The organism is Shimia marina (assembly GCF_001458175.1).
Lineage (GTDB): Bacteria > Pseudomonadota > Alphaproteobacteria > Rhodobacterales > Rhodobacteraceae > Shimia > Shimia marina.
This window is the reverse complement of the sequence record NZ_CYPW01000035.1, coordinates 1-20,757: the sequence shown is the minus strand read 5'-3', so window position 1 is coordinate 20,757 and position 20,757 is coordinate 1. Positions and strand designations below refer to the sequence as shown.

The following is a 20,757-nucleotide window of genomic DNA, read 5'->3' as shown; positions in this document are numbered from 1 at the left end:
CTTCCACTTCGCCCACATCCCCCACAGGTGTGGAGGTGCCATGGGCGTTGATGTAGCTCACCTTGCGGTCTTCGGGCAGGGTGGCCACCGCCAGACGCATGGCACGCTCGCCACCTTCCCCGGAAGGCGCAACCATATCATGCCCATCTGAAGTGGCGGCAAAGCCGGTCACCTCGGCATAGATCTTGGCCCCACGGGCCAGCGCGTGCTCCAGATCTTCGAGCACCACAATGCCGCCGCCGCCTGAGATCACAAAACCATCGCGATCCGCGTCAAAGGCGCGGGAGGCTTTTTCCGGCGTGTCGTTGTACTTGCTGCTCATCGCGCCCATGGCGTCAAACAGGCAGGACAGCGTCCAGTCGAGCTCTTCGCCGCCACCGGCAAACATCACATCCTGCTTGCCCATCATGATCTGCTCTGCGGCGTTGCCGATACAATGCAGCGAGGTCGAGCAGGCCGAAGTGATGGAGTAGTTGATGCCTTTGATTTTAAACGCCGTCGCGAGATTGGCCGAAATCGTCGAGCTCATGCATTTTGGCACCGCAAATGGCCCAATGCGCTTGGTGGCGCCGGTTTTTTCAACCGTCTGATGCGCGGTCAGCATCGCGGAGGTGGAGGGGCCGCCGGAGCCCGCAACAAGCCCGGTGCGCTCATTCACGATCTGCGCTTCGGTCAGCCCCGCATCGGCAATGGCCTGGCTCATGGCGATATGGGCATAGGCCGCACCCGCCCCCATGAAGCGCAGGGCGCGCTTGTCGACATGTTCCTTGATGTCGATGTCGATATGACCGGCGATCTGGCTGCGGAAGCCATGCTCGCTCATCTCAGAACTGGCTGAGATCCCGGATTTGCCCGCTTTCAGCGAGGCTGTGACTTCTTCGGCATTGGTGCCAATCGAGGATACGATACCCAGTCCGGTAACGACGACGCGACGCATCTGCGCTCTCCCTTATCTTGTTGGCTTCTATGTAGGGGATTTGTGCGGGTAGGCGCAAGGTGGGTTGGGGGGAGGGACATTGTGCAGTCGGCTTACTACAGTAAGTGAGCAAAGAAGTTGTCCAGTAGTCTGGTCGATTAGGCGTCTTACATCTCAAACAGTGTACCCGGCTTGCATCATTTTGTTGTTAACTTTGTTGCCACCAAAATCGCACCTCTCTCTAGGGTTGTGTCCCTCGCAGTCATATGAACAAAACTCTCCAGTTTTGATTTGGGGCGGTGAAAGTCATGTTGGAGACTTTAATGTGGTTTCTGGTTGCGGTGTTTTTCGTCGCGACACTGGGTTTCTTGGTGGTTTGGTGGCTCGTCGCAAAGATGAAGCAACCAAGGAGTCTACGCGACTGGGTTTTGATCGGGCTTCCGACCGCCTCAGTATTGCTCCTGTGGATGTTGGGGTGGACAGTAATACCACATTTCTTTGGTCGACCAAACAGCGCGGGCGCCGCCGGGGATATGTTCGGGAGTATCACATCTCTTTTTTCTGGTCTGGCCTTTGTGGGCCTGATTGTGACACTTGTTTTGCAACGTTCAGAGCTCTCATTGCAGCGAAAAGAGCTTAGCGAAACTCGTGAGGAGTTCCAAAGGCAACGTTTCGAAGCGCGCTACTTTTCAACTCTTAACTTATTAAATCAACACATTCGCAACATGCGGTTGCCTTCCGATGAAGAGAGCCGCGATTTGAGAGGAAGTGCTGTGCTTGAGTACTTCGCCAGTGAATTGCCCAATGAGCAGGATCCTGATCTGACTTTAGGCGCTCACGGTGAAATGCAGATCGCTCAGTACTTGCAGCTCTATGACATTCTTTTCGAGCCGAATTTGGGGCCGTACTTTCGCCTCATGTACAATTGTGTGAGGCAGATCGAGAACTCTGGGGCCAGTGAGGAAGAAAAAGAGGCCTATTCCAAAATACTACGCGCCCAGTTGAGTTCTCCTGAAGTCAAACTTTTAATGTTCAATTGCTCAACTAGTTGGGGGGAAGAATTCAAGCCATGGGTTGAAAAGTATCGACTGTTGAAGCACTTGCCTCGCGAATTCAAGGAGCATAACCCTTGGTTGTCATCGGGGTTCCGCCACTTAGAAGAGTGAACTTCCAATTTTCTAAGTTTGGCCTCTCATGGATGCCTCTAAAGTTAAGTCGCAACCAACAAAAAAGGCCCCGCGGGGCCTTTTCTTTTCCTCACATGTCGCGCGCAATCAGCTCTCGCTGAGTGCGACTTTCATGTCTTTGACCTCATAGATCACTTCACCATCCGCCTCGACGATGCCGTCAGCGACGCCCATGGTCAGGCGGCGGGTTTGGATGGCTTTGGTGAAGTCGATTTTGTAGGTCAGCATCTTACGGTCCGGGCGCACCATGCCTTTGAGTTTCACTTCGCCCACACCCAGCGCGTAGCCGCGGCCTGTCCAGCCGCGCCAGCCGAGGTTGAAGCCGGTCAGCTGCCACAGGCCGTCCAAACCGAGACAGCCGGGCATGATCGGGTTGCCTGGGAAGTGGCAGTCAAAGAACCACAGGTCCGGGGTGATGTCGAATTCCGCCAGAATATGGCCTTTGCCATGGGCGCCGCCGTCGCTGGAGACCTCGGTGATGCGGTCCATCATCAGCATGGGCGGGGCAGGCAGCTGGGCATTGCCGGGGCCGAAGAGCTCTCCGCGGGCGCATTTCAGCAGATCGTCCTTGTCAAAGCTCGTGGGGTATTCGGCCATTCTGGTGGTCCCTTGTGGTTTAGAGTGAATTGACCCCCTCTAGCACCTGCGCCGCCTGTCCCGCAAGACGGCTGTGGCGGCGGATAAAGGTGGCGGTATAAGTTGCGACTCATTTTCAATTGAAACTGGAGGGGCAGATGGGGTACACAGACAGCTGACAGACAGGAATATGACGCATGAGCACCGAGGCACTTCGCACTGGCACCCAATGGCTCGCAACAGGCGGGTTGCGCCCGACACGGCAGCGTGTGGCTTTGGCCGCATTGCTTGTGGGGGATGGCAACGACCGGCATGTGACCGCAGAAAGTCTTTACGCATCTGTTCAGGATTCCGGTGAGCGGGTCTCACTGGCGACGGTCTACAACACCCTGCGCGCGTTTTGTGAGGCGGGGCTGATGCAGGAAATCACCGTGGATGGGGCCAAGAGCTATTTTGACACCAACACCGGCGATCATCCGCATTTCTTCTGGGAAGATGACCGTGTTCTGACCGATGCGCCTTCTGAGGAGCTGGAGATCACTCGTCTGCCTCAGGCCCCGGATGGGGCCGAAATTTCCAAGATTGATGTGGTGATCCGCCTGCGCCGCACCTGATCTGCGGCCTATGTGACGTTACGATATCTGTGCGGTGATGGCGGTTGCGCATTGCCCTGTGGCGTGTTTCCCATAGGGAAATTTTCGGCGCATTTTCCGGGATAAGAGACCGGGCCGACACCCAGAGGAGAGCGAGATCATGAAAGCAGTCACATGGCGTGCGTTTGGCGCAGCAGCAGAGGTTTTGCAGGTTGAGGATTTGCCCCAGCCGGTGCCTGCGTCGGGTGAGGTCTTGGTCAAAGTGGCCTTTTCCGGGGTGAACCCTTCTGATGCCAAGGCCCGCAGCGGCAGCCGCCCCGGCGTGACCAAACCGCCGTTTGAGGTGATTGTGCCCCACAGCGATGGCGCGGGGGTGATCACGGCTGTGGGTGATGGTGTGGAGGCTGCGCGCGTGGGGGAGCGGGTCTGGATCTGGAACGGGCAATGGCAACGCCCTTTTGGCACCTGTGCAGAATATGTGGCGCTGCCCGCCGATCAGGCGGTGGCGTTGCCAGAGGGCGTGTCGCTTGAAGACGGCGCCGTGCTGGGTATTCCGGGGCTGACGGCGGCGCAGACGGTGTTTGGCAGTGGCGATGTGGCGGGGCAGACCGTGCTGGTCTCCGGTGGTGGCGGATCTGTGGGCTATCTGGCGGTGCAGCTCGCGGCCTGGGGCGGGGCAGAGGTGATCGCCACCTGTGGTGCGCGCGATATGGCCCGGGTCAAAGCGGCAGGCGCGACGCATGTGTTTGACTACGCCAGCCCGACGCTTGCCGAAGATATTCTGGCGGTGAGCCCGGGCGGTGTGGACCGGGCTGTGGAGGTGGAACTGGGGCCGAACCTGCCGCTACTCTGTGAGGTCATGGCACCTCTGGGCACCATTGCAGCCTATGGCTCTGCCAAGGATATGGCGCCGGAAATGCCCTTTGGCCCAATGCTGTTTAAGGCGCTGAAGCTGGACATCACATTGATTTACATTCTGCCCAAACCAGAACGGGACGCGGCCATTGCGCGGCTGCATGCGGCCTTTGCAGCAGGCGCGCTGAGCTTTGAAGCTCCCAATGTGTTTGCGTTGAATGAGGCGGCGGCTGCCCATGAACTGGTGGAGGCTGGTGGCCGCAAAGGCGCGGTGTTGCTCGCGCCTTAACCACAGGCCCCTGAGCCGTCTTCTGACATGGGGGAGCTCGCCGTCAGGCGGCGGGGGCACAGCCCCCGACAGGCTCAAAGCAAAGCTTTGAGCCACCGAAACGACACGACGTTTTAGCTATGGCGCTTGATTAAAACCACTGTCCGGGCTCCATAAGGCCGAGGTCCAGCAGCTGGCGGGAGTGCCATTCAAAGGGCACGGAGTTGTGCCAGCTGAAATCGGTGATTGCGAAGGTGGAGCCGGGGTTTGATTTCAGCGCCTTGGCTGTGCGGAAAGAGACCACCGCCGCCGTCAGGTTGTTGTGCCAGGGGCAGGCATAGGTGTTGTATTCCGGGTCGCTGAAGGTGAAATCCTCGTTGAGGATCACGTCGGGGGCGCTGCGGAAAATCGAGATCCGGTCGATTTTCCGCTTATGAGCCGGAATATGCTCCTCAAAGCGCCAGCGCAGCCCGCCAAAGAAATCCAGTTGCCGTTCCTTGGGGTGATTGTGGTTGTCCGGATCCGGACGCGCCAGCGCATAGTAGCCGGATCGATCCAGCAAAGGCGCATCCAGCGTCACTGCATTTGGGTTCTTGGAAAGATTTTCTGCGTAGAGATCAATCACATAGGTGAGCATGGCGTCGCGGCGTTCTTCGGTGTGAAAGGCCAGCATTTCGGCAATGCTGCGGGTCTCACAGAAAGGGAAGAACAGGTATTCCGCGTTAAAGCAGTAGTAGAGCCAGATGCCGGGGGCCGCAGCGCTCACCGCATTGACTGTCTCCAGCATGGTCGCACCACGTGGCGTCTCCATGTCGACGCGGACGCAGCTTTGCTCAAGCTCTGCGGGTAAGGCAAAGGCGCCCGGCATAAAGGCAATCACAGAGGTGAAGCCCAGTGTCAGATGGTGGTGCAGCGTGCTGGCAACTTCCACATCATCTTCCACAAACACCAGTGCCACAGGTCCTTTGAGAAGATGAGACTGTCCTTCGCGCAGGAACTGCTCCAATGAATCATATGTCACGTGCTGCCCCACATGCGTTTTTTGTTTTCGCGCACAAACTCTGTCAAAATCCATCGCATTGCAAGCACCCCCAGTTTTGCTGTAGAGACGCGCCTTGAAACCGCGACAGGATGTGTCTCATGGCAGAAAACACGACCACCACGACCACTGAGAAAAAGAAGCTCTTCATCAAGACCTACGGTTGCCAGATGAATGTCTATGACAGCGAGCGCATGGCAGAGGCCATGGGTGGGGCGGGCTATGAGACCACCGACTCGCCGGATGATGCGGATATGATCCTGCTCAACACCTGCCACATTCGGGAAAAAGCCGCTGAAAAAGTCTATTCCGAACTGGGACGTTTCAAAGGCTTGAAGGCCGAAAAGCCCGATCTGAAAATTGGTGTGGCGGGCTGTGTCGCGCAGGCCGAAGGCGAAGAGATCATGCGCCGTCAACCGATGGTGGACCTGGTTGTGGGGCCACAGGCCTATCACCGCCTGCCGGAGATGGAAGCCAAGACACAGGAAGGCGTGAAGGCGCTGGACACGGACTTCCCCGAAGAAGACAAATTTGAAAAGCTCAAGCGTCGTCCTAAGGCCAAGCGCGCGCCCACCGCGTTTTTAACGGTGCAGGAGGGGTGCGATAAATTCTGTGCCTTCTGCGTGGTGCCGTATACCCGTGGGGCCGAAGTGAGCCGCCCGGTAGACCGGGTTCTGACCGAGGCACGTGATCTGGTGGAGCGCGGCGTGCGCGAAATCACCCTGTTGGGCCAGAATGTGAATGCCTACCATGGTGTGCATGGTGGTGGCGACATGACTTTGGCGGGGCTGATCTGGGAGCTCGACAAGATTGACGGGTTGGAGCGCATCCGCTTCACCACCTCCCATCCTAATGACATGATGGACGATCTGATCGAGGCGCATGGCACCTGTGACAAGCTGATGCCGTATCTGCATCTTCCGGTGCAGTCCGGCTCCAACAAGATCCTCAAACGCATGAACCGCAGCCATGACCGCGACAGCTATATCAAACTGATTGAGCGTATCCGTACCGCGCGGCCGGATCTGCTTTTATCCGGTGATTTCATTGTCGGCTTCCCTGAGGAAACCGAGGAAGATTTTCAGGATACGATGGATCTGATCAAAGAGGTTCGCTACGGGCAGGCCTATAGCTTTAAGTATTCGACCCGTCCTGGCACCCCGGCGGCGGAGCGGCCTTTGGTGGATCCGGCGGAAGCCAATGACCGGTTGCAGCGGCTGCAGGCCCTGCTGGGGCAGCAGCAGAAAGACATTCAGGACAGCATGGTCGGCAAAGAGGTGAATGTGCTCTATGAAAAGCCCGGTCGTCTTGAGGGGCAAATGGTTGGCAAATCTGACTATTTGCATGCGGTCTATGTGGCCGATCCAGCCGGAAAAATCGGCGACATCAAGCGCGTCAGAATCGTGGAAAGTGCGGCAAACTCGCTTGGCGGTGTGCTGATCTGATATTGGCTCTGGCGGAGAAACAATCCGCAGCCCAGGTTGCAATTGATCACGGCGTCTCTTCAGTGAAGCGGCGCCGTCGTCATATTTTGGCCATATTTGTGACATTGGGCCAAGGAATTAAGGATTTCTTCTTCACATGCATGTCTTTTCGGGTCATCTTGATCAAATAGTGAAAGCCTTGATTTAGAACGCGTTTCGTCAAACCGGCTTTCGGGGGATAGGAAGAGGTAGTCGCTGTGGCGAAGAATTCGAAAAACAAAGCGCGGGCCGCGCTTGGGGGCGTGGCAGCTGCCTGTGTTGCGCTTCTCTCCATCGCTGAGCCCGCAATGGCGCAAAACCAACGCACCGTTTTGGGGCAGCGCTATGTGCCCACCGTATGGGTGGATCCAGATGGCTGTGAGCATTGGGTGATGGATGATGGTGTTGAGGGCTACATGACCCCGCATGTGAACCGTCAGGGCATCCCGGTCTGTCGTCGCGGCAATGTCTGTGGAGTGATGGACTCCGATCAGTTCTTTGCCACCGACAAATACGCCATCAACAGCGCCAATCGGCAGCGTCTGGCAGAGTTCTTTTCCAACTCTACGGCCTCCGCCTTCATCATTGCCGGGCACACGGACAGCCGGGCCAGTGATGAATACAACATGCGGCTGAGCTACAACCGCGCCAATGCGGTGGCCAAAGTGGCCCGTGGCACCGGCGCGCGGGTTGTGGATGTGCGCGGTTATGGCGAGCGGCAGCCCCGCGCCTCCAACGGCACATCCGCTGGTATGGCGGAAAACCGTCGCGTCGAAATCATCTGTCTGCGTTAAGGAGAGCCTCTTCATGAAACCGATCAAAGGCGCTCTGCTTCTGATTCTGGCCACAGCTGTTTCAGGCTGTGTGACCAATAAGGTCGACAAGACCGTGGACAATGCCACCGACAATGGCCACCTCAGCAATCTGACTGCTGGCATCTGGGTGGATCCCAACGGCTGTGACCACTGGATCATCGACGATGGGGTGGAAGGCTATCTATCTCAGCGTCTGGACCCTTACGGCAAGCCGGTTTGCTCCGGTGCCGCCCCTCCCGGCGTGGCGACTGGCCCCTTCAAAGACGGCTCCAGCTTCGGCGATCCAATCTGATCGCAGCGCATCAGAGCGGCATAAATTCTCGGAGAGCCGCCCGGCACAGGCTGGGCGGCTTTTTGCTTTTGGGGCATATCCGCGGGGCAGGAGACAGGTGTTGCTGCGGACATTTGAGGCAAAATCTCGCGCCGTCATGGAAATTTCACCCACCTGTGCTTGCACCTCTGCGCGCAACTTGGCACCATTGGGGGCAGACCCTTCGCCACAGGAGACGTGATTGCCCAACGGCACGACCACCGCACCGCCCGCCACCACTGCACCGAAACCCACGTCGGTTGAGTTCCCTGACAATCGTTTGTTGATAGAGCTTTGTGGCGAATATGACCGCAATCTTGCGGATATCGAACAGAAGGTCGGGGTGCAGATCCTGCGCCGGGGCAATCAGCTCGACATCCACGGCGAAGAGGCTCTGCAGGCTGAAGCGCTGGAGATTCTGACATCGCTTTACACCCGTCTGGAAAGCGGCAAATCGGTGGAAGCTGGAGATATTGATCGCGAAGTGCGCATGGGGGGATCGGAAGAGGATACCGGCGTGCGTGATGGCGATCAGATGGAGATGTTCAAAGGTGGCCCGGTTGAAATCAAGACTCGCAAGAAGCTGATTGAGCCACGCACCGATGCGCAGAAAGCCTATGTGCTGTCGCTGTTCAACAATGAGTTGGCCTTTGGCATTGGCCCTGCGGGCACCGGCAAGACCTATCTCGCGGTGGCTGTGGGCGTGAGCATGTTTATCTCGGGGCAGGTGGACCGGATCATCCTGTCACGTCCGGCGGTGGAGGCGGGCGAAAAGCTTGGCTATCTGCCTGGCGATATGAAAGACAAAGTCGATCCCTACATGCAGCCGCTTTATGATGCGCTGAATGATTTTCTGCCGGCCAAACAGCTGGGCAAGCTGATTGAGGAAAAGAAAATCGAGATTGCGCCGCTTGCGTTCATGCGCGGGCGCACCCTGTCCAATGCCTTTGTGGTGCTGGATGAGGCGCAGAATGCCACCACCATGCAGATGAAGATGTTCCTGACCCGTCTGGGCGAGGGCTCGCGCATGGTGATCACCGGCGACCGAAGCCAGATTGACCTGCCGCGCGGCGTGCCCTCCGGGCTTAAGGATGCAGAGCGGCTGCTTAAAGGCATCAAGAACATCAGCTTCAACTACTTCACCGCAGATGATGTGGTGCGCCATCCGCTGGTGGCGGCCATCATCAAAGCCTATGACGCCGATGCCATGCGGGCGCTGAAGGACAAGGACCCAAAGTCCTGATCCTTCATTTGACCAAAAATATTCACGGGGGTGTGGGGGCCGTCAGCCCCCACGCGGGGCAGGGAAAATGCTGACCGATACTTTGATCGAAGACGACCGCTGGCTGGCAGTGGGTTTTGAAGACCTGGCCGAGGCGGCTGCGCAGGCCACGCTGGCGCATCTGTCTATTGCGGCTTTGGATTTTGAAGTTGCCGTGCTGGCCTGTGATGACGCGCGTATTGCTGCGCTCAATGCGGATTTTCGCGACAAGGACAAAGCCACCAATGTGCTGAGCTGGCCCAGCGAAGAACGCGGCGTCGTGCGGGATGGCGACACGCCAGAGCGGCCGGAGCCGAGTTTTCCGGGCGTCCCCGAAGAGCTGGGCGATATTGCGATTTCCTATGACACCTGCGCGCGGGAAGCCCATGAGGCGGGCAAGCCGATGGCGGATCACGTGACTCATTTGATGATTCACGGGGTGTTACATCTTCTAGGCTACGATCACATTCGTGACAAAGATGCCACTTTGATGGAAGGGATTGAGGTGGAGATACTTGGCAAACTGGGTCTGGCGGACCCATATGGATGGGATTCGCAGGGGTAATCCTTGCAGACACCTTGGAAAGGACCAATGGGCGACAGTACGGACGGGTCTTCTAACGCAGCGCTTCGCGCGCAGCTGACAGGCCAGAATTCATCGTCAAACGGGTGGCTTGGCCGCCTCTTTGGCAAGGCGGAGACCGAAACAGAAGAGGCTCCGCGCACGGTGGCGCCTTCGGCGCCCGCACCGCAGGCCCATGGCATGGTCAATCTGCGACGTATGCGGGTGGAAGATGTGGCTGTGCCAAAGGCGGATATCGTTTCCGTGGCTCATACCATCACCAAGACAGAGCTGGTGCAGGTGTTCCGCGAAAGCGGGCTGACCCGCCTGCCGGTCTATGAGAACACGCTGGACACCCCGGTAGGCTTTGTCCACCTGAAGGATTTTGCGCTGCGCCATGGGTTCAACGGCACGGGCAATGGCGATTTTGACGTGACCCGCGTGTTGCGGCCGTTGCTGTTTGTGCCGCCCAGCATGACCATTGGTGTGCTTTTGACCAAGATGCAGACCGAGCGGCGTCATATGGCGCTGGTGATTGATGAATATGGCGGTGTGGATGGTCTGGTGACCATTGAGGATCTGATCGAACAGGTGATCGGTGACATCGAAGATGAACATGATGCCGAAGAGGCCGATCTTTTTGTCGAGGAAAAGCCCGGCTGCTATCTGGCATTGGCCAAAACCCCGCTGGAAGATTTTGAGGCGGCCATTGGCCGGTCGCTGAGCCACCACGAAGAGGTGGATCGCGAGGAGATCGAAACGCTGGGCGGGCTGGTCTTCATGCTGTCAGGGCATGTGCCCGCACGTGGCGAAGTGGTGGAAAGCCCGGATGGGGTGGAGTTTGAGGTTGTGGACGCGGATCCGCGCCGGATCAAACGGCTGCGTGTGTTTGTGCCAAGTGGTGCCGCCGTGACGCAGAATGGCTGAGAGCGCGGCACCGCGCAGGCGGTGGGCCGTGCCGCGCAAGCTACTTATGCGGGCCTTTCCTCTCGGTTTGCTGGCGGGGCTGGGGCATCCGCCTTTTGACCTTTGGTTTGTCAGCCTTCTGAGTTTTGCGGCGGTTTTTGTCCTGTTGGCGCGCACGCCGCAGTGGCGCGGGGCGCTCGCGCTTGGGATGGCCTTTGGCAGCGGATATTTTGCCATGTCCCTGCATTGGATTGTGGAGCCGTTTTTTGTGGATCCGCTGCGCCATGGTTGGATGGCCCCTTTTGCCATTGTGTTCATATCCATTGGGCTGAGCCTGTTCTGGGGCGCGGGTTTTGCTCTGGCGCGATGGCTGGGCCCGCGTGGCCGTGCGGTGGCGCTGACCCTGACGGGAGCGGAAATTCTGCGCGCCTATGTGTTGACGGGCTTTCCCTGGGCGATGCCCTCTTATGTGTTGCTTGACCGTCTGGCGGGGCAGGGCGCGGGCTTTGTTGGCCCTCATGGTATGAACCTTGCGTTTCTCCTAGCGGCTTTGACTTTGGCAGAGTTGGTGCGGGCGCGTCCTGCGGCGCGATGGCCTCTGGCCGGGGTCGCTGGGGCTTTGGTCTTTGCGCTGGGCTGGCCGTTGCCCAAGGCCGACGCGCCTGCGGTGTCTGAGCCGCGCCCGGTGGTGCGGCTCATTCAACCCAATGCGCCGCAGCATCAGAAATGGGATCCAGCCTACACGGGCCTCTTCTTTGAGCGGTTGGTGCGCCACACCTCTGAGGGCGCGGTGCGGCCGGATCTGATCGTCTGGCCGGAGACCGCTGTGCCGGTTCTGCTCAACTATGCCGAAGAGACGCTACAGATCATTGCGCGCGCGGCAAAGGGCACGCCGGTGGTTCTGGGCATCAATCGGTTTGAGGGCACGCGGATTTACAATGCCGCGATCTTGCTGGACGGCACAGGGCAGGTGCGGGCGCGCTATGACAAACATCACCTGGTGCCTTTCGGGGAATATATCCCATTGGGGGATCTGCTGAGCCAGATCGGCATCACCGGCATGGCCAGCCAATATGGCGAAGGGTTTTCTCCCGGTCCCGGGCCTGCGCTGATGGATCTGGGGGATCTTGGGAAGGCCCTGCTGCTGATCTGTTATGAGGCGGTTTTCCCGCAGGATGTGACGGGCACGCCGGAGCGGCCTGATTTTCTGCTGCATCTCACCAATGACGCGTGGTTTGGCAATTTCTCCGGTCCGTTTCAGCATCTGGCGCAGGCGCGCATGCGGGCGGTTGAGAATGGTCTGCCGGTGCTGCGTGCGGCCAATACGGGGGTGAGCGCGGTCATCGACCCGCAGGGCAGGGTGCTGGCATCCCTCGCACTGAACACGGAAGGCGCGCTGGATGTGGCCCTGCCAGCGGCCGGGGCGCCCACGTTTTATTCACAAACCGGTGATCTGCCCCTCGCGCTGGGGCTTATCGGGCTGCTTTTGACCGTGGTGTGGCGTCGGCGTCGGCGAAACGCATTGACCCCGGGCTGACGGTTGCGTAAGGCAGAATGGATCTTGTCGCCACAACGGCTTCCTGACGTGGCGATTTACTTCTATCGGAGCACTTCATGACACGACAGAACTACACGTTTACTTCCGAAAGCGTTTCGGAAGGCCACCCAGACAAGGTCTGTGACCGTATCTCGGACGCCGTACTTGATGCCTTTTTGGCAGAAGAACCTGAGGCCCGCGTTGCGGCAGAAACCTTTGCCACCACCAACCGTGTGGTGATTGGCGGCGAGGTTGGTCTGTCGGATCAGGACAAGCTGCATGACTATATGGGCAAGATCGACGAGATCGCGCGCGCCTGTATCAAAGACATCGGCTATGAGCAGGAGAAATTCCACCACGAGACTGTGGAAATTACCAACCTGCTGCACGAGCAATCCGCGCATATTGCGCAGGGTGTGGATGCGGCCGCGGACAAAGACGAAGGCGCGGGTGATCAGGGCATCATGTTTGGCTATGCCACAACAGAGACCGAGGCGTTGATGCCCGCCCCGATTCAATATTCCCACGCTATCCTGCGCCGTCTGGCTGAGGTGCGCAAATCCGGGCAGGAGCCGACTCTGGGCCCAGATGCGAAATCGCAGTTGTCGGTGGTGTATGACGGCGGCAAACCGGTGGGGGTGAGCTCCATCGTGCTGTCCACACAGCACCTTGATGAGACCATGAGCAGCGCGGATGTGCGCGCGGTTGTGGAGCCTTATATCCGCGAAACGCTGCCTGAGGGCTGGATCACCGATGCCACCGCGTGGCACGTGAACCCGACCGGTAAGTTTGTGATTGGCGGCCCGGATGGCGACGCGGGTCTGACAGGCCGCAAGATCATCGTGGACACTTACGGCGGCGCAGCCCCTCACGGCGGCGGCGCGTTCTCTGGCAAAGATCCAACCAAAGTGGACCGTTCCGCCGCTTATGCCGCGCGCTATCTTGCGAAAAACGTGGTGGCTGCGGGCATGGCAGAGCGCTGCACCATTCAGCTCTCCTATGCGATTGGCGTGTCTGAGCCTCTGTCGATCTATGCCGACACGCATGGCACAGGAGATGTGGCCCCAGCGGAGATCGAAAAAGCGATCCGCAATGTGATGAGCCTGACCCCGCGCGGCATTCGCGAAAAGCTGCAGCTCAACAAGCCGATCTATCAGCGCACCGCCGCCTATGGCCACTTTGGCCGCACGCCGGATGCGGACGGTGGCTTCAGCTGGGAGCGCACGGATCTGGTTGAGGATTTGAAAAAAGCCATCTGATTTTTGACAAAGCTGTACAACTTTAGCCTGCCGGAGCGATCTGGCAGGCTTTCTTTTTGGCGTGCGCTTGGCAGTTATTTACTTTACGTAAGCCTTTGGGATGTTGCGATTTCTGTGCAACCGTTGATGCGGGAAACGGGAGAAATTTGGGATGTTGGTTGAAGTGGCTTTGCCGTTGTCGCTGGCGGTAATCATGTTTTCATTGGGCTTTGGCCTGACTTTTGCGGATTTTGGCCGGGTGCTCACGATGCCCAAGGCGGTGATCACCGGTATGGTGATGCAGATGCTGGCCGTGCCTCTGGTGGCTTTGATTTTGGTCAGTTTGACTGATCTGCCGCCCGCGCTGGCTTTTGGGGTGTTGCTGCTGTCTTTCTGCCCGGGCGGCGTGACCTCAAATATCCTCACCAAGCTAGCGGGCGGTACGGTGGCGCTTTCGATCACTTTGACAGCCATTGTCAGCCTGTTGTCGGTGATCACTGTGCCACTGTTGACAAGTCTGGCGGGGCGCCTGTTTTTGGACAGCGCGGTGCCTCAGATCAATGTGACGAGCATTGCCATCAGTATGTTCAGCATCACAACCGTGCCGGTGATGATTGGCTTGCTGCTGCGCTTTGTGGCTCCGCAGTTTGCTGTGCGCCATGAGCGACAGGTGTCGTTGGTGGCCGCAGTGCTGTTTGTGAGTGTTCTGGTTGCGGCGGTGATTGTGAATGTAGATGTTCTGGTGGCCAACATGGGCACGCTTGGTCCGATCCTTGTGGCGTTGAATGCGACCCTTCTGATCCTGGGCGTTGTTGTGGCGCGTGGGATTGGGCTGTCTGGAGCTGATGGGCTGTGCATTGCGGTTGAGATGAGCGTGCAAAATGGGACGTTGGGCATAGCTGTGGCTGGAATTGTCGCGCAATCAGGAGGGATACCGGATTTTGCAGTGCCTTCGGCCGTCTATGGTGTGATCGTCTATGTCACGACATTCCCGGTGGTGTTTGTGCTTCGGCGGATTTTCGGGAAAACTTGACCTTTGGCGCGGCTTTGGGCAAAGGCTGCGCGCAAAGATCGAGGATCACGCTGCCATGTCTGACGACACAAACCCGACCAATCATCCTTCCGGTGCACCCTGGCGTAACTTTTATGGCCGGTTCAAAGGCAAGGGGCTGCGCCCCAGCCAGGAAGCTTATCTGGATGAAGATCTGGCGGCGCTGTCGCCTGGCAAGGTGAGCTGGGAGGAAAACCCTCAGCGCGATCAGATTGATCTGAAGGCGCTGTTTGGCGACAAAGATGTCTGGCTTGAGGTCGGCTTTGGCGGCGGCGAGCATATGGTGCATCAGGCGGTGCAGAACCCGGATGTGGGCATCATTGGGTGTGAGCCATACATCAACGGGGTGGCCATGCTGCTGGGCAAGATCCGGCAGGCCGGCGCGGACAACATCAAAGTGCATCCCGGCGATGCGCGCGACATGTTTGATGTGCTGCCGGATGGCTGTCTGAGCCGGGCGTTTCTGCTCTATCCGGATCCCTGGCCCAAGAAACGCCACCACCGCCGCCGCTTTGTGACGCCAGAGCATCTCGCGCCGCTGTCGCGCAAGCTCAAGCCCGGTGCGATTTTCCGTATCGCCACTGACATTGAAGACTACGTGCGCCAGACGCTGGAACAGGTGCCGCGCCATGGCTTTGAGTGGCTGGCGGAAAAGCCGAGCGATTGGCGGGAGCCGTGGGAAGATTGGATCTCCACGCGCTATGAGCAAAAAGCCTTCCGTGAAGGCCGCAAGCCGCATTATCTGACATTTCGGAAGGTCTAAAAATGTGAATGTGGTACACACGGCATAGGAGCGTTTAGGAGCTTTCTATGACGAGTTATAAATTTACCAACTGCCACATTCACTTATTCACTTTAGATCATCTTCCGCCCGACTTTCCGATTCCCTATGCGCAGGAATTGGCGCGCAGGCCTTGGCTGCTCAAGAAAATCGCGAAGGGTATGAAGCGCATTTCCCCCTTACATGCATACGGCGATATGCTTGAGCGCCTCGCGCGTACCATCGACGTCGGGAATTCAGACAGTCAGGAAGATGTCTTGCTCTCCATATTGCCTCACTACTCTGAGGGTACGCGGTTTGTTGTGCTGCCGATGGACATTGCTCCCGGGGGGTACTCCAGCGCAAAAATATCTCTGAAAGAACAGCATACTGATCTGTATCACCTGACACAGAATCCGATCTTCAAGGATCTTTTGCTACCGTTTGGAAAGGTGCACCCAAGCTGGCCCGGTGCCTTTGATGAATTCCGGCGCTGTATTGAGGAGCTCGGCTTTCATGGGCTGAAGATTTATCCCAAACTTGGCTATGCCCCCGATCATCCGGTGTTGATGGAGCAGGTTTACCCTTACTGCATTGAGCACAATTTGCCTGTGATGACCCACTGCTCTCGTGGCGGGGCGTTTGGCAAAGGGTTACATGGGCCAGAGGGCGAAGAGCTGGGTGCGCCCCATCGCTATATCCCGGTTCTGGAGGCCTTTCCGGAATTGCGAATCTGTCTTGCCCATTTTGGGGGCGATGCGGAGTGGAAAGCCTATATCACGGGGATCAATCCGCTTGATCCACAGGGGCGGGAACAGAATTGGGTTACGTCGATCTATGACATGATCACGTCTGGGGCGTATGAGAACCTCTACACGGACATTTCCTATGCTGTGTTCAACTTTGCAGACAATGTGCCCGCCTTGGGGGTTTTGCTTGAAAACGCCAAGTTGCGTGAACGCGTTTTGTTTGGGTCTGATTACTACATGACCAAGCAAGAAGACCTGAGTGAGCGTCAGGTTTCCATGCGTCTCAGACACACGTTGGGAGCAGAGGTTTTTGAGCAGATTTCCACAACCAACACGCAGAGGTGGCTAACTGGGTGACCAGACAGAGCTCTCTGGGTTTTAATTGAAGGTAGAGGGGCCAAACACGTGATGGACCTTGGCCATATGTTGCGCTAACAGCTTGGGTAACTGAACAAAGGATGATGCGCATATGTCTGGCCATGGCACCCCAATCCCGATGACGTCTTCGCCCTGCGGCCCGCTTTCTGGCGAGGCGCATGTGCCCGGTGACAAATCCATCAGTCACCGCAGCCTGATCCTTGGCGCGATGGCGGTTGGCGAGACCAAAATCAGCGGCCTGCTGGAAGGCGAAGATGTTCTGGACACAGGCAAAGCCATGGCGGCTTTTGGTGCGGAGGTGATCAACCACGGCGGCGGCAACTGGTCGGTGCATGGTGTGGGGGTGGGTGGCTTTGCAGAACCCGACACTGTCATTGATTGCGGCAACTCCGGCACCGGCGTGCGCCTGATCATGGGGGCGATGGCGACCTGCGACATCACCGTGACCTTCACGGGAGACGCTAGTCTCAATGGCCGTCCGATGGCGCGGGTGACCGATCCGATTGCGCTGTTTGGGGCCACGTCTGTCGGGCGCTCTGGCGGGCGTCTGCCGATGACCATTGTGGGCGCGGCCAATCCGGTGCCGGTGCGCTATGAGGTGCCAATGCCCTCTGCGCAGGTGAAATCTGCGGTGTTGCTTGCCGGACTCAATGCGCCGGGACAGACCGTGGTGATCGAGAAAGAAGCCACGCGCGACCACACCGAGCGGATGCTGGCAGGCTTTGGTGCAGAGATCAGCGTGCAAGAAACCAATGAAGGCCGCGTGATCACCCTGACCGGTCAGCCGGAGCTGAAACCACAGACCATCGTGGTGCCCCGTGATCCAAGCTCGGCGGCCTTTCCCGTCTGTGCGGCGATCATCACGCCGGGCTCTGATGTGCTGGTGCCAAATATTGGCCTGAACCCAACCCGTGCGGGGCTGTTTTATGCGCTGCAATCCATGGGCGCGGATCTGACCTTTGAGCACGAGCGTGAAGAGGGGGGCGAGCCTGTGGCCGATCTACGCGCGCGCTTCTCCCCCAACCTCAAGGGCGCAGAGATTGATCCGCTGCGCGCCGCCAGCATGATTGACGAGTACCCTGTGCTGTCGGTTGTGGCGGCCTTTGCCGAGGGTGACACCGTCATGAAAGGTGTGAAAGAGCTGCGCGTGAAGGAAAGCGATCGGATTGATGCCATGGCTAAGGGGCTGCGCGCCAATGGTGTTGAGGTTGAGGAAGGTGACGACTGGTGGATTGTCAAAGGCCGTGGCCATGGCAATGTGCCCGGTGGCGCGACCTGTGAGAGCTTCTTGGATCACCGCATTGCCATGAGCTTCATGGTGATGGGGATGGCGACACAGCAGCCGGTGCACGTGGATGACGGCAGCCCGATCGCCACCTCTTTCCCGATCTTTGAGCCGCTGATGGCGGGTCTTGGTGCGGCGATCACCCGCAGTTGATCTGCACGGCATTTGAGCGCGCAGACCTTGTGGTAGGGCTTTCTGCGCGCGTGCTGGGCTTGAGACTTGTGTGGGCAGGCCATGCTGAGTAGAGCAACAGGGAGCCTTTCATGCGTGTTGTGGGCTGTTTGTGGGGACGGTGGCCCCAAGCGCGGCATGGGCAGGTGGTGACACAGACAGGATAGTATTATGGCATTTACCATTGCAATTGACGGGCCTGCGGCGGCAGGCAAAGGCACAATTTCCAAAGCGGTCGCAGCGCATTTTGACTGTGCGCATCTGGACACGGGGCTGCTCTATCGCGCGGTTGGCGCACGCACGCTGGATGGCACGGGTCCGATTGTGGCGGCCAAGGCGCTGGTGGCGGAAGATCTGGCGGCGGACAACCTGCGCACGCCCGAAGTGGCACAGGCGGCAAGCCGAGTGGCTGTGATCGCAGAAGTGCGCGCGGCGCTGGTGGATTTTCAGCGTGCCTTTGCCCGCCGGGCCGGGGGCGCGGTGCTGGATGGGCGCGATATCGGCACGGTGATTTGCCCGGCGGCGGAGGCGAAATTGTTTGTCACGGCCAGTGCGGAGGTACGGGCCGAACGGCGGTTTCTGGAATTGACCGGCAAAGGGACAGAGACGGATTATGAAACGGTTCTCGCCGATGTCAAAGAACGCGACGCGCGCGATATGGAACGCGCAGAAGCGCCCCTGAAGCCTGCCGAGGATGCGATTTTGATCGACACCTCGGAGCTGAGTATTGAAGAGGCTGTGGCCAAGGCCGTTTCGGCCATCACGGCGGCACGGGGCGCTTAAGCGCACTCTGCAAGGTCTGATGCAAGTTCGCCGCCCCTGACTGGGAGGCGGCGGTTTTATTTTTTGCCTAGCCTTTGCAGGTCGTCTGTGCGCAGGCCGTAGGTCAGGCGGGAGGGGTCAGGCGGATTTTTTCGCGACTGCCTGAGCCTCCTTTGTGGCCTCCTGCTGGGCGTCATAGGCGCTGCGGGCGCTGTCGATATTGGGCAGATTTTCAAGCGCCCAATAGCCCATGGCTTTGACCGGCTCATAAAAAGAGCGGCCCAGATCCGTGAGGGAATATTCCACCTTCGGCGGAATGGTTGGGTGGTATTCGCGATGCACAAGCCCATCGCGTTCGAGCTCCCTGAGGGTCAGAGACAGCATGCGCTGGGAAATACCGAGGTGGCGTTTGAGTTCGTTGAAGCGCAGCACCTCATAGGTGGCCAGAGAGATCACGATCAGCACGGACCAGCGATCACCAACCCGGCTGAGCACCTCATTGATACGCAGGCATTCCGGGCAGCCGGCCTCTTTCTTGTCGGTGCGCATGGCGGCTCCTTTCTGGTGGTTCCCTTGATGTGACCGGGGCTCACCGATGTGCCTTCTTGTGGCTGTTTCTGGTTCTCTCTATATCGTCAGTATCTGTTTTATACCACCCTATGTGCGGAGATCTTCGCACCCAAGGTGAGACCCATGAGAGAATAGGACATATTCATGACATCCCTTAAGGATCTGATGAGCTGGCGCTATGCCACCAAGAAGATGGACCCGGCCAAAGCGGTGCCAGAAGACAAGGTGGAGGCGATTCTTGAGGCGATCCGTATGGCCCCCACATCCAGCGGCACGCAGCCGTTTGAAGTCTTTGTGGTGACCAATGCCGACATGCGCGCCCAGATTCGCAAAGTGGGCTGGGATCAGAGCCAGATCACCGAAGGCAGCCATCTTTTGGTTTTTGCGGCCTGGGACAACTATTCGGCGGAGCGCATTGATGCGGTGCGGACACATATGGAAGAGCTGCGTGGCGAAAACCCGATGATCTCCCAGTATTATGAGAACCTGAAAGGGGCCTATCTGCCGCGCGATGCCAGCGTGAACCATGACCACGCGGCGCGTCAGGCCTATATCGCACTGGGCTTTGCCATGCTGGCTGCGGCGGAGCTTGAGGTGGATTGCTGCCCGATGGAAGGGTTTGATGCCGATGCGGTGGATGAGATCATGGGCCTCAAAGAGCTGGGTCTGAAATCTGTGACGCTGTTGCCGTTGGGCTATCGTCAGGAGGGCGCGGATTGGCTTCTGCCGATGCCGCGTGTGCGCAAATCGCGCGAGGCGATGATCAAAGAGATCAAGTAATACGGGCCTTTGTAGTCTGTTTGGGCGGCGGCGTGTCACGGGATACGTCGCCATCTTTGTTTTGGGGCTTGAAAATCGCCACTTTGATTATGTAATAACATATCATAATTAATGAGGCGGTGCGATGGCCCGAAATTTGAACAGTTCCCTGCGTGGACGGCGGCGCGGCAACCCGATGCAGACCTATGATGCGCTCCCTCCAGAATTGCGCCAGTGGCTCAGCACGGCGGCCTTGCCATGGAGCCCGGCCTCTGCGCGTGGGATTTGGCAAAAATCAGGTGGCCGCCGGGATCCAGCGCGCGCCTTGCGGCGGCTGGATGAGGTTGAAGCGGCCACCCTGCGCAAAGATCAAGTCGCCATTAGAGACACGATATGAGGTTGTAAAAAGTAAGGCGCAAATTGAACAGTAGACCGTAATGCCCTTTTGAGGACCATCTTAACAGGAAGCCGCATATGTGTTCTGTTAGCCTCATGGCGCGAACTGCTAGGGAACTTCAGTCGCGTGGTTACACTCGAGCCGAAATCTACCACTGCACCCATTGTTCAACTGAGCAAATACGAAGACCGCCTGATCGTATGAAAAGTCTGGATAATCAGAGAGAATTTTCTGGATAACTTGGGCTTGCTTAGTGGAATTGACCCAGCCCCCTGAAATCGGGCCATTGAGATGTTAGTAATCCGTCCAAGCAAAGGATGGACAATGAAACGCAGATTTTCGGACGAAC

At 58.1% G+C, this 20,757-nt stretch carries 22 protein-coding genes and 1 riboswitch; of the genes, 18 read left to right on the top strand and 4 right to left on the bottom strand.

The window, feature by feature from the left end:
• On the bottom strand, nt 1-937 hold a 937-nt coding region (locus SHM7688_RS17455), incomplete at its 3' end, for a beta-ketoacyl synthase N-terminal-like domain-containing protein (RefSeq protein WP_058241241.1).
• A gap of 302 nt (nt 938-1,239) precedes the next feature.
• On the opposite strand from SHM7688_RS17455, the gene SHM7688_RS17450 reads away from it, so the two are divergent.
• Complete coding sequence (locus SHM7688_RS17450) at nt 1,240-2,082, top strand: putative phage abortive infection protein (protein ID WP_144432627.1); 843 nt, start codon at nt 1,240-1,242, stop codon at nt 2,080-2,082.
• Nucleotides 2,083-2,190: 108 nt separating this feature from the next.
• Here SHM7688_RS17450 and fabA read toward each other — a convergent pair whose 3' ends face one another.
• Nucleotides 2,191-2,700, bottom strand: a complete 510-nt coding sequence (fabA, locus tag SHM7688_RS17445) for a bifunctional 3-hydroxydecanoyl-ACP dehydratase/trans-2-decenoyl-ACP isomerase (protein WP_058241239.1) — start codon at nt 2,698-2,700, stop codon at nt 2,191-2,193.
• A gap of 176 nt (nt 2,701-2,876) precedes the next feature.
• Between fabA and irrA the strand changes: the two genes are divergently transcribed.
• A complete protein-coding gene (gene irrA, locus SHM7688_RS17440; RefSeq protein ID WP_058241238.1) occupies nt 2,877-3,293 on the top strand; it encodes an iron response transcriptional regulator IrrA in 417 nt (138 codons plus the stop codon).
• Between the two features lie 139 nt (nt 3,294-3,432).
• Complete coding sequence (locus tag SHM7688_RS17435) at nt 3,433-4,416, top strand: NADPH:quinone reductase (RefSeq protein WP_058241237.1); 984 nt, start codon at nt 3,433-3,435, stop codon at nt 4,414-4,416.
• A 130-nt stretch (nt 4,417-4,546) separates the two neighbouring features.
• On the opposite strand, the gene SHM7688_RS17430 is transcribed toward SHM7688_RS17435, so the two are convergent.
• Nucleotides 4,547-5,416, bottom strand: a complete 870-nt coding sequence (locus SHM7688_RS17430; protein ID WP_058241263.1) for a hypothetical protein — start codon at nt 5,414-5,416, stop codon at nt 4,547-4,549.
• A 119-nt stretch (nt 5,417-5,535) separates the two neighbouring features.
• On the opposite strand from SHM7688_RS17430, the gene miaB reads away from it, so the two are divergent.
• The 13 genes from miaB (at nt 5,536) to cmk (ending at nt 18,703) form a co-directional block, all read left to right on the top strand.
• Nucleotides 5,536-6,879: a tRNA (N6-isopentenyl adenosine(37)-C2)-methylthiotransferase MiaB gene (gene miaB, locus SHM7688_RS17425; protein WP_058241262.1), complete on the top strand. Its 1,344-nt coding sequence runs from the start codon at nt 5,536-5,538 to the stop codon at nt 6,877-6,879.
• Nucleotides 6,880-7,205: 326 nt separating this feature from the next.
• Complete coding sequence (locus SHM7688_RS17420) at nt 7,206-7,691, top strand: OmpA family protein (protein WP_083499103.1); 486 nt, start codon at nt 7,206-7,208, stop codon at nt 7,689-7,691.
• A gap of 13 nt (nt 7,692-7,704) precedes the next feature.
• Entirely contained in the window at nt 7,705-8,004 is a 300-nt protein-coding gene (locus SHM7688_RS17415) for a hypothetical protein (RefSeq protein WP_058241236.1), read from the top strand.
• A gap of 220 nt (nt 8,005-8,224) precedes the next feature.
• On the top strand, nt 8,225-9,265 hold the full coding sequence (locus SHM7688_RS17410) for a PhoH family protein (protein ID WP_058241235.1): 1,041 nt from the start codon (nt 8,225-8,227) through the stop codon (nt 9,263-9,265).
• A gap of 67 nt (nt 9,266-9,332) precedes the next feature.
• Nucleotides 9,333-9,848: an rRNA maturation RNase YbeY gene (gene ybeY, locus SHM7688_RS17405; RefSeq protein WP_058241234.1), complete on the top strand. Its 516-nt coding sequence runs from the start codon at nt 9,333-9,335 to the stop codon at nt 9,846-9,848.
• A gap of 27 nt (nt 9,849-9,875) precedes the next feature.
• Nucleotides 9,876-10,772, top strand: coding sequence for a hemolysin family protein (locus SHM7688_RS17400; RefSeq protein WP_058241233.1), 897 nt, complete (start codon nt 9,876-9,878; stop codon nt 10,770-10,772).
• Between the two features lie 28 nt (nt 10,773-10,800).
• Nucleotides 10,801-12,288 (top strand): apolipoprotein N-acyltransferase, encoded by a 1,488-nt coding sequence (gene lnt, locus SHM7688_RS17395; protein ID WP_233486627.1) that lies wholly within the window; start codon nt 10,801-10,803, stop codon nt 12,286-12,288.
• Between the two features lie 24 nt (nt 12,289-12,312).
• Nucleotides 12,313-12,361: riboswitch (SAM-SAH riboswitch) on the top strand.
• A 4-nt stretch (nt 12,362-12,365) separates the two neighbouring features.
• A complete protein-coding gene (gene metK / locus SHM7688_RS17390; RefSeq protein ID WP_058241231.1) occupies nt 12,366-13,547 on the top strand; it encodes a methionine adenosyltransferase in 1,182 nt (393 codons plus the stop codon).
• A gap of 151 nt (nt 13,548-13,698) precedes the next feature.
• Entirely contained in the window at nt 13,699-14,559 is an 861-nt protein-coding gene (locus SHM7688_RS17385; RefSeq protein WP_058241230.1) for a bile acid:sodium symporter family protein, read from the top strand.
• 55 nt (nt 14,560-14,614) lie between these two features.
• Nucleotides 14,615-15,340: a tRNA (guanosine(46)-N7)-methyltransferase TrmB gene (trmB, locus tag SHM7688_RS17380; protein WP_058241229.1), complete on the top strand. Its 726-nt coding sequence runs from the start codon at nt 14,615-14,617 to the stop codon at nt 15,338-15,340.
• Nucleotides 15,341-15,387: 47 nt separating this feature from the next.
• Nucleotides 15,388-16,443 carry an amidohydrolase family protein gene (locus tag SHM7688_RS17375; protein WP_083499102.1) on the top strand — a complete coding sequence of 352 codons (1,056 nt, stop codon included), beginning with the start codon at nt 15,388-15,390 and terminating at the stop codon, nt 16,441-16,443.
• Nucleotides 16,444-16,555: 112 nt separating this feature from the next.
• The gene (gene aroA / locus SHM7688_RS17370; protein ID WP_058241227.1) at nt 16,556-17,902 is read left to right on the top strand and encodes a 3-phosphoshikimate 1-carboxyvinyltransferase; all 1,347 of its coding nucleotides are present in this window, start codon (nt 16,556-16,558) and stop codon (nt 17,900-17,902) included.
• Between the two features lie 189 nt (nt 17,903-18,091).
• On the top strand, nt 18,092-18,703 hold the full coding sequence (cmk, locus tag SHM7688_RS17365; protein WP_058241226.1) for a (d)CMP kinase: 612 nt from the start codon (nt 18,092-18,094) through the stop codon (nt 18,701-18,703).
• Between the two features lie 117 nt (nt 18,704-18,820).
• On the opposite strand, the gene SHM7688_RS17360 is transcribed toward cmk, so the two are convergent.
• The gene (locus SHM7688_RS17360; protein ID WP_058241225.1) at nt 18,821-19,231 is read right to left on the bottom strand and encodes a winged helix-turn-helix transcriptional regulator; all 411 of its coding nucleotides are present in this window, start codon (nt 19,229-19,231) and stop codon (nt 18,821-18,823) included.
• A 165-nt stretch (nt 19,232-19,396) separates the two neighbouring features.
• On the opposite strand from SHM7688_RS17360, the gene SHM7688_RS17355 reads away from it, so the two are divergent.
• Complete coding sequence (locus tag SHM7688_RS17355; protein ID WP_058241224.1) at nt 19,397-20,032, top strand: NAD(P)H-dependent oxidoreductase; 636 nt, start codon at nt 19,397-19,399, stop codon at nt 20,030-20,032.
• Between the two features lie 124 nt (nt 20,033-20,156).
• On the top strand, nt 20,157-20,408 hold the full coding sequence (locus SHM7688_RS17350) for a DUF6525 family protein (RefSeq protein ID WP_058241223.1): 252 nt from the start codon (nt 20,157-20,159) through the stop codon (nt 20,406-20,408).
• The last annotated feature ends 349 nt before the right edge of the window (nt 20,409-20,757 follow it).

Bases quoted from the DNA above. Each gene is read 5' to 3' on its own strand.
- SHM7688_RS17450 (WP_144432627.1), top strand. From the start codon at position 1,240: ATGTGGTTTCTGGTTGCGGTGTTTTTCGTCGCGACACTGGGTTTCTTG.
- fabA (WP_058241239.1), bottom strand. From the start codon at position 2,700: ATGGCCGAATACCCCACGAGCTTTGACAAGGACGATCTGCTGAAATGC.
- irrA (WP_058241238.1), top strand. From the start codon at position 2,877: ATGAGCACCGAGGCACTTCGCACTGGCACCCAATGGCTCGCAACAGGC.
- SHM7688_RS17435 (WP_058241237.1), top strand. From the start codon at position 3,433: ATGAAAGCAGTCACATGGCGTGCGTTTGGCGCAGCAGCAGAGGTTTTG.
- miaB (WP_058241262.1), top strand. From the start codon at position 5,536: ATGGCAGAAAACACGACCACCACGACCACTGAGAAAAAGAAGCTCTTC.
- SHM7688_RS17420 (WP_083499103.1), top strand. From the start codon at position 7,206: ATGGCGCAAAACCAACGCACCGTTTTGGGGCAGCGCTATGTGCCCACC.
- SHM7688_RS17415 (WP_058241236.1), top strand. From the start codon at position 7,705: ATGAAACCGATCAAAGGCGCTCTGCTTCTGATTCTGGCCACAGCTGTT.
- ybeY (WP_058241234.1), top strand. From the start codon at position 9,333: ATGCTGACCGATACTTTGATCGAAGACGACCGCTGGCTGGCAGTGGGT.
- SHM7688_RS17400 (WP_058241233.1), top strand. From the start codon at position 9,876: ATGGGCGACAGTACGGACGGGTCTTCTAACGCAGCGCTTCGCGCGCAG.
- metK (WP_058241231.1), top strand. From the start codon at position 12,366: ATGACACGACAGAACTACACGTTTACTTCCGAAAGCGTTTCGGAAGGC.
- SHM7688_RS17385 (WP_058241230.1), top strand. From the start codon at position 13,699: ATGTTGGTTGAAGTGGCTTTGCCGTTGTCGCTGGCGGTAATCATGTTT.
- trmB (WP_058241229.1), top strand. From the start codon at position 14,615: ATGTCTGACGACACAAACCCGACCAATCATCCTTCCGGTGCACCCTGG.
- SHM7688_RS17375 (WP_083499102.1), top strand. From the start codon at position 15,388: ATGACGAGTTATAAATTTACCAACTGCCACATTCACTTATTCACTTTA.
- aroA (WP_058241227.1), top strand. From the start codon at position 16,556: ATGTCTGGCCATGGCACCCCAATCCCGATGACGTCTTCGCCCTGCGGC.
- cmk (WP_058241226.1), top strand. From the start codon at position 18,092: ATGGCATTTACCATTGCAATTGACGGGCCTGCGGCGGCAGGCAAAGGC.
- SHM7688_RS17360 (WP_058241225.1), bottom strand. From the start codon at position 19,231: ATGCGCACCGACAAGAAAGAGGCCGGCTGCCCGGAATGCCTGCGTATC.
- SHM7688_RS17355 (WP_058241224.1), top strand. From the start codon at position 19,397: ATGACATCCCTTAAGGATCTGATGAGCTGGCGCTATGCCACCAAGAAG.
- SHM7688_RS17350 (WP_058241223.1), top strand. From the start codon at position 20,157: ATGGCCCGAAATTTGAACAGTTCCCTGCGTGGACGGCGGCGCGGCAAC.